The sequence below is a fragment of the Chromohalobacter beijerinckii genome (assembly GCF_023061185.1).
Taxonomy (GTDB): Bacteria; Pseudomonadota; Gammaproteobacteria; order Pseudomonadales; family Halomonadaceae; genus Chromohalobacter; species Chromohalobacter beijerinckii.
Genome location: NZ_JAKGAK010000002.1, coordinates 201,356 through 216,641 on the forward strand (window position 1 = coordinate 201,356; position 15,286 = coordinate 216,641).

Annotated in this window: 13 protein-coding genes; 7 read left to right on the forward strand and 6 right to left on the reverse strand. The window is 59.4% G+C overall.

The window, feature by feature from the left end; translation table 11 throughout:
* Positions 1-15: 15 nt before the first annotated feature.
* Positions 16-534: a 2-amino-4-hydroxy-6-hydroxymethyldihydropteridine diphosphokinase gene (gene folK, locus L1075_RS03010; protein ID WP_246939760.1), complete on the reverse strand. Its 519-nt coding sequence runs from the start codon at positions 532-534 to the stop codon at positions 16-18.
* Positions 531-884, reverse strand: coding sequence for a dihydroneopterin aldolase (folB, locus tag L1075_RS03015; protein WP_040244380.1), 354 nt, complete (start codon positions 882-884; stop codon positions 531-533). The genes folK and folB overlap by 4 nt, the downstream gene beginning before the upstream one ends.
* A gap of 150 nt (positions 885-1,034) precedes the next feature.
* On the opposite strand from folB, the gene L1075_RS03020 reads away from it, so the two are divergent.
* Entirely contained in the window at positions 1,035-1,664 is a 630-nt protein-coding gene (locus L1075_RS03020) for a glycerol-3-phosphate acyltransferase (protein ID WP_040244378.1), read from the forward strand.
* Here the strand turns inward: L1075_RS03020 and tsaD are convergent.
* On the reverse strand, positions 1,645-2,676 hold the full coding sequence (tsaD, locus tag L1075_RS03025; protein ID WP_040244376.1) for a tRNA (adenosine(37)-N6)-threonylcarbamoyltransferase complex transferase subunit TsaD: 1,032 nt from the start codon (positions 2,674-2,676) through the stop codon (positions 1,645-1,647). The two genes, L1075_RS03020 and tsaD, sit on opposite strands and share 20 nt — an antisense overlap.
* Before the next feature lie 261 nt (positions 2,677-2,937).
* Between tsaD and rpsU the strand changes: the two genes are divergently transcribed.
* From rpsU to rpoD, 3 genes are all read left to right on the forward strand, one after another.
* Positions 2,938-3,153 (forward strand): 30S ribosomal protein S21, encoded by a 216-nt coding sequence (rpsU, locus tag L1075_RS03030; RefSeq protein WP_040244373.1) that lies wholly within the window; start codon positions 2,938-2,940, stop codon positions 3,151-3,153.
* A 152-nt stretch (positions 3,154-3,305) separates the two neighbouring features.
* Positions 3,306-5,150, forward strand: coding sequence for a DNA primase (gene dnaG, locus L1075_RS03035; RefSeq protein WP_246939763.1), 1,845 nt, complete (start codon positions 3,306-3,308; stop codon positions 5,148-5,150).
* 219 nt (positions 5,151-5,369) lie between these two features.
* A complete protein-coding gene (gene rpoD / locus L1075_RS03040; protein ID WP_246939766.1) occupies positions 5,370-7,214 on the forward strand; it encodes an RNA polymerase sigma factor RpoD in 1,845 nt (614 codons plus the stop codon).
* Between the two features lie 72 nt (positions 7,215-7,286).
* Here rpoD and L1075_RS03045 read toward each other — a convergent pair whose 3' ends face one another.
* Entirely contained in the window at positions 7,287-7,931 is a 645-nt protein-coding gene (locus tag L1075_RS03045; protein ID WP_246939769.1) for a hypothetical protein, read from the reverse strand.
* A 177-nt stretch (positions 7,932-8,108) separates the two neighbouring features.
* Between L1075_RS03045 and L1075_RS03050 the strand changes: the two genes are divergently transcribed.
* Both L1075_RS03050 and L1075_RS03055 read left to right on the forward strand, forming a co-directional pair.
* Positions 8,109-10,016 carry a DUF294 nucleotidyltransferase-like domain-containing protein gene (locus tag L1075_RS03050; RefSeq protein WP_246939772.1) on the forward strand — a complete coding sequence of 636 codons (1,908 nt, stop codon included), beginning with the start codon at positions 8,109-8,111 and terminating at the stop codon, positions 10,014-10,016.
* Positions 10,017-10,023: 7 nt separating this feature from the next.
* Complete coding sequence (locus L1075_RS03055; protein WP_281504061.1) at positions 10,024-10,749, forward strand: 3'-5' exonuclease; 726 nt, start codon at positions 10,024-10,026, stop codon at positions 10,747-10,749.
* A gap of 80 nt (positions 10,750-10,829) precedes the next feature.
* Here the strand turns inward: L1075_RS03055 and L1075_RS03060 are convergent, their stop codons facing one another.
* Together L1075_RS03060 and L1075_RS03065 are read right to left on the reverse strand one after the other, a co-directional pair.
* Entirely contained in the window at positions 10,830-12,476 is a 1,647-nt protein-coding gene (locus L1075_RS03060; protein ID WP_246939774.1) for a BCCT family transporter, read from the reverse strand.
* Positions 12,477-12,670: 194 nt separating this feature from the next.
* Positions 12,671-13,594, reverse strand: a complete 924-nt coding sequence (locus tag L1075_RS03065) for a LysR substrate-binding domain-containing protein (RefSeq protein ID WP_246921655.1) — start codon at positions 13,592-13,594, stop codon at positions 12,671-12,673.
* A 138-nt stretch (positions 13,595-13,732) separates the two neighbouring features.
* Here L1075_RS03065 and L1075_RS03070 point away from each other — a divergent pair, with 138 nt between their 5' ends.
* The gene (locus L1075_RS03070; protein WP_246939777.1) at positions 13,733-15,112 is read left to right on the forward strand and encodes an L-serine ammonia-lyase; all 1,380 of its coding nucleotides are present in this window, start codon (positions 13,733-13,735) and stop codon (positions 15,110-15,112) included.
* Positions 15,113-15,286 lie beyond the last annotated feature (174 nt).

A 15,286-nucleotide genomic window follows, 5' to 3' on the forward strand; every position in this document is an offset into this window, starting at 1 on the left:
CCCGGTACCGAGGTGTCAGTCCGGGTGCGAGATCGTGCGGCCACGCCATGTAAAGGCCACGGGCCACAGGTGTTGGTCGCCGTTGGTGAATTGGGTCCACAGCTCGGCATAGGAGTGTCCCGTCTCGGGATGTGGCGTCTGCGGTAGCAACTCGGCGAGTGGCCGTAGCACGAAGGCATGCTTAAGAATCTCGTCACGCGGGAGATCGACGCCTTCGATATGGCCGCACTGATCGCCCACCGTGAGCAGGTCGATATCCAGGGTGCGTGGGCTGAACTTGGGGCTGCCCGGCAGGCGCCCGTTGTCGGCTTCGACCTGTTTGCACCAGGCTTGCAGCTCACCGACCGTGAGGGTGGAGTGGAACGCCGCGACGAGATTGTAAAAATTGCGTCCGTCCTCGAAGCCGACCGGCTCGCTTTCGAAGACACGCGATACCTGCACGTCTTTGAAGGCGTCGGCGAGGGCGTCGAGACAGGCAAGGACGTGGCGCTCGCGGTCGATATTGCTGCCGATGCTGACGGTTACTTGTGTCATTCCTGCCCCCGCGTGATGCGTACGCCTACGCTTGCGGCATTGGCGACTGCGCCGGGCTTGCGAACGGTCAGGCGGAGCCAGGTGATGGCGAATTCCTGGCGCAAGGTATCGGCCAAGCGCTCGGCAAAGGTTTCGACCAGCGCGAATTGATGGGCCTCGGCGAATGCGCCGATACGCTCGCTAATGGCGGCGTAGTCGAGCGTCAGTTGGATATCGTCTCGCTGTGCGGCGGGGCGAATGTCGGTCGCCAGTTCGAGATCCAGCCGCAGCCGCTGGCGAAGGGTGCGCTCCCAGTCGTAAACACCGATGACGGTGTCCACTTCCAGTGCCTCGATCAGCACGTGATCCACGGCGTATCCTCATTAGGTCGGGTGTTCATGCGGCGAAGCTTGGCCAGCGCCTCACGACATTGCAAACCTTAGATTGTACGTCATGGAAGTGGCAGAATCATGGGCGGGGCCTATGCATTGGTGTGCCCGCGCCACGAGGGAGTCCAACCCATGTCTCCAGTCTTGCCTGTCGCTGCCTTGGTGGTGGTCGGCTATTTGAGTGGCTCGCTGCTCGGTGCCGTCTGGGTGTGTCGTGCGCTGGGGCGGCGGGATCCGCGTTACGCAGGATCGCGCAACCCAGGGTTTTCGAATGTCTTGCGCGTGCATGGGGCGGTGCCCGCTGCCTTGACGCTGACGGTTGATGCGATCAAGGCGATGCCGGTGTTGTGGATAGCGCAGCGTGAGGCATTACCGCTATGGATACAGGGTGCAATAGGACTGTCGGTGCTGGTGGGACACAGCTATCCAGCGTGGCATCGTGGGCGCGGCGGTAAGGCCGTGGCCAGTGCTTTCGGCGTGCTGCTGATGATCGCGACGCCGGTGGCTTGGGTGTGCGCTCTATGCTGGGCTCTCTTGGCGTGGCGCTCGCGTACGGCGGCGGTCGCGTCGCTGGCTGCGGCTTTGCTCGCACCCTTGGCTAGCTACTGGCTGGCGCGCGAGGCGACGCTGGTGGTGAGTGCCTTCTCTGCCTTGGTACTGGTCCGCCATGCCTGGAATATTCGCCGTCTGGGGCAGGGCGCTGAATCGGGGCTTGCACGCGCCTCGCGCGAAGAAGGTGACGTCAGGCCACCGGAGGAGTGAGCGTTGCCAGCGGCCAGCGTGGCGTCGCCTGCATGGTCGCGTCGTCGCGCTCACCGGCGAGCAGGCGTTGCGCGCCGACGTAGGCAATCATTGCGCCGTTGTCGGTGCAAAAGCGTCCACGCGGATAAAAAGCCTGTGCCTGACGCTTAGCGGTTGCATGGTCGAGACGCTCGCGCAGGCGATGATTGGCGCTGACCCCGCCAGCCACCACGAGACGTTTGAGTCCCGTGGTATCGAGGGCGCGGCGACACTTGATGACCAGCGTGTCGACGACGGCTTCCTCGAAGGCGCGAGCGATATCGGCGCGGTCTTGATCGCTGAGGGGACCGGCTTCCTGGAGCTTTCGGGCGGTGGTCAAGGTGTGTGTCTTGAGTCCTGAGAAGCTGAAGTCGAGTCCCGGTCGGTCGGTCATGGGGCGCGGAAAACGAAACCGCTTGGGGTCGCCGCGTTCGGCGAGCTTGGCCACCTGTGGGCCACCGGGATAGGGCAGGTCGAGCATCTTGGCGGCTTTATCGAAGGCTTCGCCTGCGGCATCGTCGACCGACTCGCCGAGCAGGCGATAGCGTCCGAGTCCGTGTACTTCGACGAGTTGGGTGTGCCCACCCGATACCAGCAGGGCTACGAAGGGAAAGTCGGGCGGCGTGTCCTCGAGCATCGGCGCCAGTAGATGTCCTTCCATGTGGTGCACGCCGAGTACCGGGATGTTCCAGGCACGCGCCAGGCCGTGCGCGGTCGAGGCACCCACCATCAAGGCGCCGACAAGCCCGGGCCCGGCCGTGTAGGCGATGGCGTCGAGCTGGTCGCCGCGCAGTTCGGCGTCGCCGAGCACCTGGCGAATCAGCGGCAGCAATTTGCGAGTATGATCGCGCGAGGCGAGTTCCGGTACCACGCCGCCGAATTCGGCGTGCATCGCCATCTGGCTATGCAGCGCATCGGCGATGAGGCCACGCTCGGTATCGTAGATGGCGACGCCGGTTTCGTCGCAGGAGGTCTCGATGCCCAGTACCCGCATGTGTCTTGGTTTCCCGCTATCCCGTGAAGCCCGCTATTCTACGCTTTTCGCGGCCTGCGTGGCAGGGGCCGTCAGGTAAAAGCTCGGGTAAGGGCTTTGCAAAACGAGCTTACGGCGACTAGAATACTGTGTTCTGCAAGACTGGGTCGTGCACTCGTCATGCCGTTCGGCATTAGTTAAACGTTGACTGAAGTCGAACCTTGGCTGACTAGGTGTGCGTTCAATCCGAACTCATCTTTCCTAAAGGTAGGTGATTGGTTAATGCCTTCTGTAAAAGTACGTGACAACGAGCCGTTCGACGTCGCCCTGCGGCGTTTCAAGCGTTCTTGCGAAAAAGGCGGCGTTCTCTCCGAAGTCCGTCGTCGTGAGACTTATGAAAAGCCCACCGCAGTGCGCAAGCGTAAGGCTGCTGCGGCGGTCAAGCGTCATGCCAAGAAGCTGCAGCGCGAGCGCAAGCGTTTCGAACGGCTATATTGATCCGTACTAGAAGTGGCCTTGGTCGCTTCTTAGAGGGACGCCAAGCGGCTGCCATCAGGTGGCCGCTTGTTTTTCCCGCCCCGCTGTTTCCGCGATGCCTGGCTCCGTGATTTCCGCGATACAGACAACGTTTCGTCGAGCGCTTCCCCGCCATGGCTGGACAGATACCTCAACGCTTCATCGATGATTTGCTGGCTCGCACCGACGTGGTCGAGATCGTCGGCGAGCGCGTTCAGCTAAAGAAGGCCGGTCGCAACTACTCGGGCCTTTGTCCCTTCCATCAGGAAAAATCGCCATCGTTTACCGTCAGTGCCGAGAAGCAGTTCTATCACTGTTTCGGCTGCGGCGTGCACGGCAATGCGTTGCGCTTCTTGATGGAGTTCGATCATCTGCGCTTTCCCGAGGCGATCGAGCAGTTGGCGTCGCGGTTAGGCCTGGACGTTCCGCGTGAAGGCGATGACGATCCACGTGCCCAACAGCGCGAGCAGCGTCGAGAAGAAGCGGTCAACTTGCTCGAGTTGTCGGCGAGCTTCTTCCGAGAGCGCTTGGTGATGGCCGAGGGGAGTGACGCTCGTGATTATCTCGAGCGGCGCGGGTTGTCCGAAGATATCGTGCGTGAGTTCGGGATCGGCTTCGCTCCAGACAAGTGGGAGGCGCTCAAACGCCATTTGGGTGAGCGTGGCATCAGCGATGCCGTACAGATCGAATACGGGCTGCTGGTGCATCGCGAAGACTCTGGGCGCAGCTATGATCGCTTTCGCAATCGGGTGATGTTTCCGATCCGCGATTGGAAAGGACGCACCATTGCCTTCGGTGGTCGCGTGCTCGGTGACGCCAAGCCCAAGTACCTTAACTCGCCCGAGACGCCGGTGTTCCACAAGGGGCGTGAGCTATATGGCCTCTACGAAGCGCGTCAGGCCAACGCACGGCTGGAACGTATGCTGGTCGTCGAGGGTTACATGGATGTCGTGGCGTTGGCCCAGTTCGGGATTCGCAACGCCTGTGCCACCTTGGGGACCTCGCTTAGCGAAGATCATTTGCAGCGTTTGTTCCGCTTGGTGGGTGAGGTGGTGTTTTGTTTCGATGGCGACCAGGCCGGTCGGCAGGCGGCACGCCGCGCACTGGAGACGGTGCTGCCGTCGATGATCGACGGTCGCCAAGTGCGCTTTCTGTTTCTTCCCGAAGGCGAAGATCCGGACACCCTGATACGGCGAGAAGGCACCGAGGCCTTTGAGAATCGTGTGCTATGTGCCGCACCTCTTTCGGAGTTTCTCTTCGATCAGGCGGCCGAGGGGCGCGACCTCAAGCATATCGAAGAGCGTGAGCGTTTCGTTACCACGGTATTGCGCGCCTTGGAGCGTCTGCCTGAGGGCGTTTTGAAATCGCTGTTGCTGCGCGAACTCTCGCAGCGAACGGGCGTCGAACAAGCAAACTTTCAGGCATTGCTGGCACGTGCCGATAAGACACATGGCCTCCAAGGTTCCGGCATCGCCGAGGCGCAGGAAGAGGCGCTTCCCGAGACGACGAGTCCGCGAGAGGGAGCGTCGGGTGGGCGGCGTAGCGCTCTGAGTCTCGTCGGTCGCTTGCTGCATTTGTTGGTGCATGAACCCGGCTTGGTGGGTCGTTTGCCAGAGTCGCTCGACTGGTGCCCCGACGACGAAGGCGATGGCGCACTGTGTCACGAGGTGGTGCGCTTGATTCGCGCGGGGGGCTATCGCAACGCCCAAGTCTTGCTGGCGCATTTTCATGGCACGCCCGAAGGTGAGCGACTAGCCTGGCTGGCGCGTCGGGAGCTATTGATGCCACGTGACGCACGCGGCGTCGAGGTGGAAGGCCTGGTTGAGGGGTTGCGTCAACGTCATTCGCAGCGTTCGCCGCAGGAAGAGTATGACGCCTTGTTGGCCCGGATGCAGGCTGGGGAGTCTCTGTCTAGAGAGGAGCGCCAGCAGTTGAACGAGCTGCTGATGGAGTTGAAGGGCGGTGCTCGTCCAACATGACGGTCGTGGGGAAGATGCCTGCCGCGACGGGTTGAATTGGCGCAAAACGTCGCCATTTACTAGGCAATATCGAAAAGGGTAGCCGAACACACTAGCACACCTGGATGACAAGACAAATACGACACTGGCAGTAAAATGTCCTTAGCGGCTATACTGGCAGGCTTAGCAGCGTTTCGATCCGTTCGCTTCCAGGTGCTCCATTGTCGAGATAGGGTTTCTATGGCTGGAAATACGCAGCAGTCACGTCTGAAGGAGTTGATCGCTCAGGGTAAGGAGCAAGGTTTCCTGACCTATGCGGAGGTCAACGACCACCTTCCCGAGGATATCGCCGATCCCGATCAGGTGGAAGACATCATCGCGATGATCAACGACATGGGTATCAGCGTCGTCGAGGAAGCACCTGACGAAGATACCCTGATGATGTCCGATCAATCTACCGATGAGTCGGCGGCGGAAGAAGCCGTCGCGGCCTTGGCGGCGGTCGAGAGCGACGTCGGGCGCACCACCGATCCCGTGCGCATGTATATGCGCGAGATGGGCACGGTGGGGTTGTTGACGCGCGAAGGCGAGATTGAGATCGCCAAGCGCATCGAAGAAGGCACCCGTGAGGTGATGTCTTCACTGGCTTATCTGCCGGGGGCCGTGGATTCCGTCCTCGATGCCTATGATGCCACCCAGGACGAAGAAGCGCCGGGGCGTCTTTCCGATTTGTTCTCGGGCTTCATCGATCCCGACGAAGGGATCCCCGGTGTGGCCGAAGCGGAGATTCCTGAGCCCGTTCCCGAGCAAAATGCCGAGGACGGTGACGATTCCGAAGACGCTGAAGATGCCGAGGAAGAAGAAACCGGTGGCGGCCCGGATCCCGAGGAAGCGAAGGCGCGTTTCGAGCAGATTCGCGAACAGAATGAGCGTGCCAAGGCCGCGATCGACAAGCATGGTCTGGGGTCGTCGAACGCGGATCAAGAGCAAGCGCGCCTTGCCGAGCTATTCTCGCCGATCAAGCTGGTGCCCAAGCACTTCGAGCGCCTTGTAGGACAGGTACGCATCAGCATTGAGCAGATCCGTGGCCAGGAAAAGGCCATCATGCAGATCTTCGTGAAGCAGGCGAAAGTGCCGCGCAAGACCTTCATCGGCTCCTTCCCCGGCGCCGAGTCCGACCTCGAATGGCTGGACCGTTTCCAGACCAAGCATTCCAAGTATGCTGAGCGTCTTGAGCCGTTCCGTGCCGATATCCTGCGTGCCCAGCGCAAGATCGGCTTCGAGGAAGAAATGGTGCGCTTGCCGGTCACCAACATCAAAGAGGTCAATCGCCGGTTGTCGATTGGTGAGGCCAAGGCGCGTCGTGCCAAGAAGGAAATGGTCGAGGCCAACCTTCGCTTGGTGATCTCGATCGCCAAGAAGTACACCAACCGCGGCTTGCAGTTCCTGGACCTCATTCAGGAAGGCAACATCGGGTTGATGAAGGCGGTAGATAAGTTCGAATATCGTCGTGGCTACAAGTTCTCGACCTATGCCACTTGGTGGATTCGTCAGGCGATCACGCGCTCCATCGCCGATCAGGCGCGCACCATTCGTATTCCGGTGCATATGATCGAGACCATCAACAAGCTCAACCGCGTCTCGCGCCAGATGTTGCAGGAAATGGGCCGCGAGCCGACGCCGGAAGAGCTGGGCGAACGCCTCGAGATGCCGGAAGACAAGGTTCGCAAGGTGCTCAAGATCGCCAAAGAGCCGATCTCCATGGAAACACCGATTGGCGACGATGACGACTCGCATCTCGGTGACTTCATCGAGGATGGCACGATGCTGTTACCGATCGACTTGGCCACCGGTGAAGGCCTGATCGAGGCGACCCGCAACGTGTTGGGTGGCTTGACAGCGCGCGAAGCCAAGGTGCTACGCATGCGCTTCGGGATCGACATGAATACCGACCACACGCTAGAAGAGGTCGGTAAGCAGTTCGATGTGACCCGTGAGCGCATTCGCCAAATCGAAGCCAAGGCGCTGCGCAAGCTGCGCCATCCGTCACGCTCCGAGCCGTTGCGCACTTTCCTCGACGAGTGAAAGAAGTGAGAGCAAAAAACCCGCGAGTCAACTCGCGGGTTTTTTTATGCACTAAGGATGATGGTGGCCGTTTCAGCCATGATGGTTGAAGCGTCGACGCACCAGTAGCACCAGTTCGATGCAAGCAAAGAAGAGCAGCATGTAACCGGCCAGCTCGGTCACTTCCTCGGCTGCGTCTTTGATGACGCGCCGGTAATGATCGCCGAGCATGGCTTCCCAGAACGCGGAGCGGCCATAAAGGCGCGAGAAAACATACGTCGTAAGGAAGCCGGCGGCAAACATCCCGAAGCCAAGGCTGTTGGAGATCGACTTGAACTCCTCGGCAAAAGCATGTCGATGGCGAATCACCACGTAAAGCGTCGGCAGTACGATCAGGGTCACGATCACTTGCCAGGCACCGTCGAAGACGTAGATGTCCAGCCAGGCGTCATTTTCCCGGACGAAGGACGCGAACAGGAACGCCCCCAGTAACAGGCTGACATGAGGAATGGCGTTGGGATGGCGATATAAGTAGGCCATTAGCAACGAGCTGAGCAGCAACAATGCCGACTGCGTGAGTTCGGTCAGTGACGTCTCGGAAAACTGACCGACGCCCGATTGAGCGTCCAGCATCACCAGCTGCATGATGCCGGCGACGATCAAGATATAGCAAAGTGCGCGAAGAAGGATCGCCTTGAAGCCGAAGGAGACTTCGGGAGGCTGGGGTGAATGCGTCATACGGTGTCTCTGGCGTGCGTCGAAGCGACAGTGATTAGGGTTTCGATTAATGTTTAATATTAGCAGGGAAACGACTCTTAAGAAACACCGTTTCCGATCTTCAAGGTAGCCCTTTACAGAACCTGGGGAGAATCTCAGACTAACGGTATTGTCCTACCATTGTCGGAGAGCGGTCGCATGCAAGTAGAATTGCTGGAGATTCGTCAGCACATGGCGCAGTTTCCGCCCTTCGAGCAGCTGTCTGACGACTTGCTCGATGAGCTTGCCGGTCAGGTCGAGGTTGGGTATTTTCAGGCCGAAACCGACATTTACCGCCATGGAGATGCCGTCGAGTATCTGCACTACATTCGTAGTGGTGCTATCGATCTCTATCGCCGCAACGGCGATCTTTATAACCGCCTCAGCGAAGGCGATATCTTCGGTCAGTTCGACTTGCTCCGGGATCGCCGCGTACGTTTCCCGGCCCGGGCGATCGAAGATACGCTGATCTACTTCATTCCCCTCGCGGCGTTTCAACACTTGTGCGAGGCGGACGACAATTTCGCCGATTTCGTCGAGGTCGAGCGCCCGCGGCTGGAGTCTACCGTCGACCAGCAGCGCAAGGGTCACGAGATGCTGGTGACGCGGGTGCGCAAGCTGGCCTCCCGAGCACCGGTCATGGTGGAAAGCGATGCCACGGTGCAGGAGGCGGCGCAGCGAATGGGCGAGCACAGCGCCTCTTCGGTACTGGTGCTGGCGGCGCCGCAAACACCGGACGATTCGCATGCCTTTACCCATGAAGACGGGCAACTGCGCCGCATGGTTGGCATCCTCACCGACCATGACCTACGCAACCGTGTTCTGGCCGAGGGACGGCCGGCGAGCACCACGGTGGGGGAGCTGATCGACGAGCGTCCGATCACCATTCAGTCCGACGAGTCGGTGTATGAAGCGATGCTGCGCATGCTGCGCAACAATATTCATCACCTGCCTGTCTTGTATCGGCGGCGCCCGGTGGGCGTTTTACATCTATCCGATATCGTGCGCTACGAGACTAATAGTAGCTTGTATCTGGTGGACAATATCTTTCGCCAGCCCAATGTCGAAGGGCTGGCCGCGATGAAAAGTGACGTGCGCGCGGCCTTCGTGCGTATGGTCAACGAAGACGACAATTCGCAGATGGTCAGCAGTTCGCTGTCGAGCATCGGGCGCGCGTTTACACGCCGCTTGCTGGAACTGGCCGAGGAAGAGTTGGGGTCGCCGCCAGTGCCGTATTGCTTTATGGCGTTGGGGTCGATGGCGCGCAATGAGCAATCCATCGTTACCGACCAAGACAATGCTCTGGTACTGGATGATAGCTTCGACCCCGAGCAGCATGACGCGTACTTCCTGACATTGGCACAACGCGTCAGCGATGGGTTGGCGGCATGCGGTTATAGCTATTGCAAGGGCGACGTCATGGCCACCAATTCGCGTTGGCGTCAGCCGTTACACGTGTGGCAGCAATATTTCCGCGACTGGATCGATGACCCCAGCCCCGAGCGCTTGCTGCACAGCTCCATCTTTTTCGATCTCGACAGTGTTTATGGCGACGAGGCGTTCGTCGAAAGCCTTCAAGATCTGGTCGCTGGGCGTGCCTCTCAGCGTCCACGCTTTCTGGCCGCTATGGCGCGCAATGCGTTGAATCGTACGCCTCCGCTCGGTTTTTTCCGCACGTTCGTGATGGAAAAAGACGGCGAGCAGAACAACACGATTAACCTCAAGCGACGTGGCACAGCGCCCTTGATCGATCTGATCCGAGTGCATGCGCTGGCCTGCGGCTCACGAGCACAGAATTCCTTCGACCGTCTCGAGGATATCAACAAAACTCGCTTGCTTGCGGGCCACTCCGGGGAGCGGATTCGCTATGCACTGGAATTTATCGCCATGGTGCGAATTCGCCATCAGGTCATCGATATCCAGGAAGAGCGTGAACCGGACAATAACATTGAGCCCGAAAACGTCTCGGATAACGAGCGCCACAATCTCAAGGACGCCTTTCAGGTACTAAGCAACGCCCAGAAATTCCTGAAGTTTCGTTATCCCATGCCTTCTCAGAAACGCTGATATTTGAATGAAGCCACTGCTTTCACGTCGACACTCGGAGCCGCCGACATGGGCGGATTATTTCATGGCGCGTCGCGAGCAGGCGCGTGACACGGCATTGGAACGCTACTTCGATGTCGGTGTGCCCACGCCGGAGACTCCCATCGGTGATGTGCCGATGTTGGCCATGGACATGGAAACCACGGGCCTCGATGAACAACGTCACGCCATCGTCAGCATCGGCGTAGTGCCGTTCGATCTGAAGCGCATACGGCTTGCCGAGCGTCGTTACTGGGTCGTAAGGCCGCCGCGACCTCTCAATGAGCGCTCGATTACCTTTCACCATATAACCCATAGCGAGATCGAGCAGGCTCCCGACCTTGATGATGTACTCGATGAATTATTGGCCGCGATGGCTGGGCGCATCGTCGTGGTGCATTATCGCCATATCGAGCGGACCTTCCTGAATGCAGCCGTCAAAGCGCGGCGCGGCGAGGGCATCCACTTTCCCGTGATCGATACCATGTCGCTGGAGGCGCGTCTTCACCGTCAGTCGTGGTGGGCACGTCTACGGCGCTGGCTGGGACGTCCGCCGGCGTCGATTCGCCTGCCTGATAGCCGCACGCGCTATGGCTTGCCGCCCTATCAGGCACATCATGCCTTGATCGATGCCCTGGCGACCGCCGAATTGCTGCAAGCCCAGATCGCCCATCGCTACAGTCCCGAGACGCCACTCCGCGAAGTATGGAGCTAGGCTCGGCAGGTTAGAGAGGTCGTGAACGAAGAAGGCGGCCCGTGGGCCGCCTTCTTCATATCGCGAATGAGGACATCGCGTTACACGCTGCGCGGTTCGCTCATCAAACCTTTGATGATGGCGTAGCAAGCCGCCAACAAGACCAGCGTGAAGGGCAGGCCCGTGGTGATGACCGCGGTTTGTAGTGCGGTGAGGCCACCTCCCAACAGCAAGGCGATAGCGATTGCACCTTCGATCAAAGCCCAGAAAACGCGTTGAGGCTTGGGTGCGTCGACCTTGCCACCAGCAGTGATAGAGTCGATGACCAGAGAGCCGGAGTCCGAGGAGGTGATGAAGAATACCATCACCAGCACGATACCCACGAACGACGTGATCGCTGTCAGCGGTAGCTGGCCGAGCATGGTAAACAGTTGCAGCTCCAGTGCGGCATCCTGCACGCCATTGTACCCATCGGAGATGACCTGATCGATGGCGGTGCCCCCGAAGGCGGTCATCCACAGGATCGATACCAGTGTCGGCACCAGTAGCACCGCGATCAGGAATTCACGCACGGTGCGGCCACGGCTGACGCGGGCGATAAACATCCCGACGAACGGAGACCAGGAAATCCACCAAGCCCAGTAGTACGCCGTCCAGCCTTGTGTGAAGCCAGTATCCTCACGGCCGAAGGGGTTGGAGAGAGCGGGGAGATTCTTGACGTAACCGAGTAGGTTCTCGAAGAACCCTGTCGCAATGAGTAGCGTCGGCCCGACGAAGATCACGAAGAGTAGCAGCAGGAAGGCGAGAGCCATATTGAGCTGCGAAAGACGTTGCACGCCCTTGTCGACCCCGGCGAGTACCGAGCCCAGCGCCACCAGCGTAATACCTAGGATCAGTACCACCATGGTGACGTTGGTGTTGGGCGTATCGAACAGGTAGTGCAGTCCTGCAGAGGCCTGTGACGCACCCAGCCCCAGCGAGGTTGCCAGACCGAAGAGTGTGGCAAAAACCGCCAGTATATCGATGATATGGCCGGGCCATCCCCAAACGCGCTCGCCCAGGATCGGGTAGAAGATCGAGCGCATGGTCAGTGGCAGGCCCTTGTTATAGGAAAACAGCGCCAGCGATAGGGCGACGATGGCATAGATCCCCCAGGGATGCAGGCCCCAATGGAAAATCGTTGCCGCCATGCCTAACTGTGCCGCCGCTTGCGCGTTGCCTTCGGCACCGCCCAGAGGGGCACCGCCGTCGCCTGCAAGCGAGGTCCCGAAGTGGGTAAGCGGCTCGGAGACGCCATAGAACATCAAGCCGATGCCCATCCCTGCTGCGAACAGCATGGCGAACCAGCCGGCATAGCTGAAATCCGGTGTGGCGTTGGCACCGCCCAAGCGGACCTTGCTCAGTGGGGTGAAAATCAATACGACAGCGAGTACCACGAAAATATTGGCGGCAAGAATGAAGAACCAGTCCAAGTTGCCCGTCAAGAACGAGAACATGGCATTGAAAATCGGTGCCACCTGGTTCTGAAACGCCAGCGTCACGATGACGAAAAACAAGATCACCAAGGAGGAGATCGTGAACACCTTGCCGTGTAGGTCGAAGTCGATACCGAACTTCGTGGAGGTGATGTTGTCCTGTCCTATTACGTAATCGGTATCGATTAGGTTCGCCGGCCCATCCGGAGCCGGAATACCCTCTGAGCCTTCATTTGGCTCGTTGGCAGTATCGTCCTGCGAACGTTTGTCCATGAGAATTCTCCGTCTCAGGTAAGCGTAGAGTGCGTCATTGACGCGAGAATGCCGTATTGGCAATTAGCGTATTGTGCTTAAAAGCTATTGTACTCAATAAGTTTGCAGAGTTGAGTCGTTTTTGCCATCGAGACCTTAAACGTTTTGTGCTGTGTTTCGCAAAAAATGCATTCTCGGTGGAATCGTTCTGGCATTCAATGGCCATGGCAGCGCGCCGCTTCCTCGACGATCCAATCATGCACGGCACGTACTCGGCGATCGTCCAGCGCCCCGGGGTGATAGACCAGGCCATAGGTCTTGCCGGTGGCCACGGCGCCAGCGAACGGTGCTATCAATGCCCCAGTGTCGAGCTCATCGGTAATCAGTGTGCGCCGAGCGATCGCTACTCCCATGCCGGCGATGGCCGCCTCTACCGTCAAGTGGTTGCGATTGAAGGTGTAACCTCGCCGTACATTCACGGAGCCGGCGTCCAACGCCCCCAGGTAATGCTCCCATTCGGCGTAATCGTGGCTGCCGCGCCATGCGGTCACGTCATGCAATAGCGGGTAGTAGCCTAGATCCTCGGGACGTACCAGTGGCGGGCGTCGGCGCAGCAGTTGCGGCGAACATACCGCGAAGATTTCCTCATCCATCAGCGGCGTGATCTGGAAACCGGCATAGCGACCGTCGTTGAGGTCGATGGCCAGCTCGAACTCACCCTCACGCAGTGACAGGTTGCTGTCTTCGGAGGCGACATGCAGCTCGATGTCGGGAAAGCGGGCCTGCAAGCGCGTCAGTCGTGGCATCAGCCATTTGGCGAGAAACGAGGGCACACAACGCAGGCGTAGCACACCGCTCATGACCCCCGTACGCAGGCGACGCACTTCCATGCCTACCGCATCGTAGGCTTGGTCGACCACGGTGGCCAGGCGCTGGCCTTCATCGGTGAGCTCCAGACGACGTGGCAGGCGACGGAAGAGCTTGAAGCCCAGCCGCGCCTCGAGCTGCTTGATCTGCTGGCTGACTGCGCCCGTGGTGACGTGTAGTTCTTCGGCGGCCCGGGTGAATGAAAGGTGTCGCGCGCTGATCGCGAAGACCTTGAGCCAGGCGTGGGTTTGGGCGTGCAGAGTACGGCTCATGATTTAGCCATTCTAAAGCTTGATCGAATTATTCTCCGTTGCCCGGCATCCAGGCTGGCTTCAAGCTAAAGTTAAATCGAGCTGCTAACAAGTTCGTTTAGTAATTTTGATACATCAAGACTGTTCGAGGTGTCACGCATGGCAATCAGTGTGTTCGATCTATTTAAAGTGGGAATTGGACCGTCCAGTTCGCATACGGTCGGCCCCATGCGTGCGGCCTGCGACTTCATCGATGCGCTGCGCTCGCATGATTGGCTGACACGCGTCACGCGCATCGAAGTGCACTTGCATGGCTCGCTGTGTGCCACTGGCAAAGGGCATGGCACTGATCAGGCGGTGGTTATGGGGCTCATGGGCGAACGTCCCGACACCATCGACCCCGAGATCATGCCCGCCTGTATGGAGGAGCTACGTGAATCGCAGACCTTGCTGCTGGCTGGCCAACATCCTATCTCGTTTCCCTGGGAACGCGACATGCAATGGCATGAAGAGCCGCTTGCCTATCATCCCAATGCGTTGCGCCTCATCGCCCATGCCCACGGCGAAGAGCTGTATCGCAATACCTATTACTCCGTGGGCGGCGGCTTCGTCGTTGACGAGTCGCAGGCCGCCAGCGGCGCGCTGGATACCAATACCACCACGCTGCCGTTTGATTTCGCCACGGCGGAAGAACTGCTCATGTTGTGCCGCAAGCATGGGCTACGCATCAGCGAGTTGATGCTCGAAAACGAGAAGGCCTGGCAAGATGAAGCAAGCGTTCGCGACTCGCTGTGGCGTATCTGGGAAGCGATGCAGGCCTGCGTTGACAGCGGCTTGCGTCATGATGGCGTGCTGCCCGGTGGACTCAATGTCAAACGCCGGGCCAGCGCACTGCATCGGCGCTTGCAGGCGGCCAGCGACAGTACCAGCGTGATCGCCTCGACCTTTTCGGCGATGGACTGGGTCAATGTCTTCGCTCTGGCCGTCAATGAGGAAAACGCTGCCGGTGGACGCATGGTGACCGCGCCGACTAACGGTGCAGCGGGTATCGTCCCGGCGGTATTGCACTATTACATGCAGTTTCAGCCCGATGCCTGCCAACGCGATGTCGTCGACTTTCTGCTGACGGCCGGCGCTATAGGCATCCTATGTAAGAAAAATGCCTCTATTTCCGGCGCCGAGGTCGGTTGCCAAGGCGAGGTCGGGTCGGCCTGTGCGATGGCCGCCGCCGGGCTCGCCGAGGTAATGGGTGGTACACCAGCACAGGTCGAGAACGCCGCCGAGATCGGCCTCGAGCACAACCTGGGATTGACCTGCGATCCCATCGGCGGCCTGGTACAGGTGCCGTGCATCGAGCGCAACGCCATCGCCTCAGTGAAGGCGATCAACGCCGCTCAGATGGCATTGGGCGGCGACGGCGAGCATTTCGTGTCCCTCGACCGCGTCATTCGGACCATGCGCGATACCGGTGCCGACATGCAGGACAAATACAAGGAAACCTCACGTGGTGGCCTGGCGGTGAATGCCATCGAATGCTGACGCCGAACCGTTCGATCAACCCTTTGGGACGCCCTTGTGGTGTCCTTTTTTTGATTCGGGATCGCACCGGGTGGCCTTCTATGGTTTTATTTCGCCGGACAATAGTGCGCTTGGATGGCCGGGATAGGCTCGGTGCCCTGCCCAAGACTCCCGACGAGATCAGACAAGAAGGTC

Bases quoted from the DNA above. Each gene is read 5' to 3' on its own strand.
- L1075_RS03045 (WP_246939769.1), bottom strand. From the start codon at position 7,931: ATGACGCATTCACCCCAGCCTCCCGAAGTCTCCTTCGGCTTCAAGGCG.
- rpoD (WP_246939766.1), top strand. From the start codon at position 5,370: ATGGCTGGAAATACGCAGCAGTCACGTCTGAAGGAGTTGATCGCTCAG.
- tsaD (WP_040244376.1), bottom strand. From the start codon at position 2,676: ATGCGGGTACTGGGCATCGAGACCTCCTGCGACGAAACCGGCGTCGCC.
- dnaG (WP_246939763.1), top strand. From the start codon at position 3,306: ATGGCTGGACAGATACCTCAACGCTTCATCGATGATTTGCTGGCTCGC.
- L1075_RS03055 (WP_281504061.1), top strand. From the start codon at position 10,024: ATGAAGCCACTGCTTTCACGTCGACACTCGGAGCCGCCGACATGGGCG.
- rpsU (WP_040244373.1), top strand. From the start codon at position 2,938: ATGCCTTCTGTAAAAGTACGTGACAACGAGCCGTTCGACGTCGCCCTG.
- L1075_RS03020 (WP_040244378.1), top strand. From the start codon at position 1,035: ATGTCTCCAGTCTTGCCTGTCGCTGCCTTGGTGGTGGTCGGCTATTTG.
- L1075_RS03070 (WP_246939777.1), top strand. From the start codon at position 13,733: ATGGCAATCAGTGTGTTCGATCTATTTAAAGTGGGAATTGGACCGTCC.
- folK (WP_246939760.1), bottom strand. From the start codon at position 534: ATGACACAAGTAACCGTCAGCATCGGCAGCAATATCGACCGCGAGCGC.
- L1075_RS03065 (WP_246921655.1), bottom strand. From the start codon at position 13,594: ATGAGCCGTACTCTGCACGCCCAAACCCACGCCTGGCTCAAGGTCTTC.
- L1075_RS03050 (WP_246939772.1), top strand. From the start codon at position 8,109: ATGCAAGTAGAATTGCTGGAGATTCGTCAGCACATGGCGCAGTTTCCG.
- L1075_RS03060 (WP_246939774.1), bottom strand. From the start codon at position 12,476: ATGGACAAACGTTCGCAGGACGATACTGCCAACGAGCCAAATGAAGGC.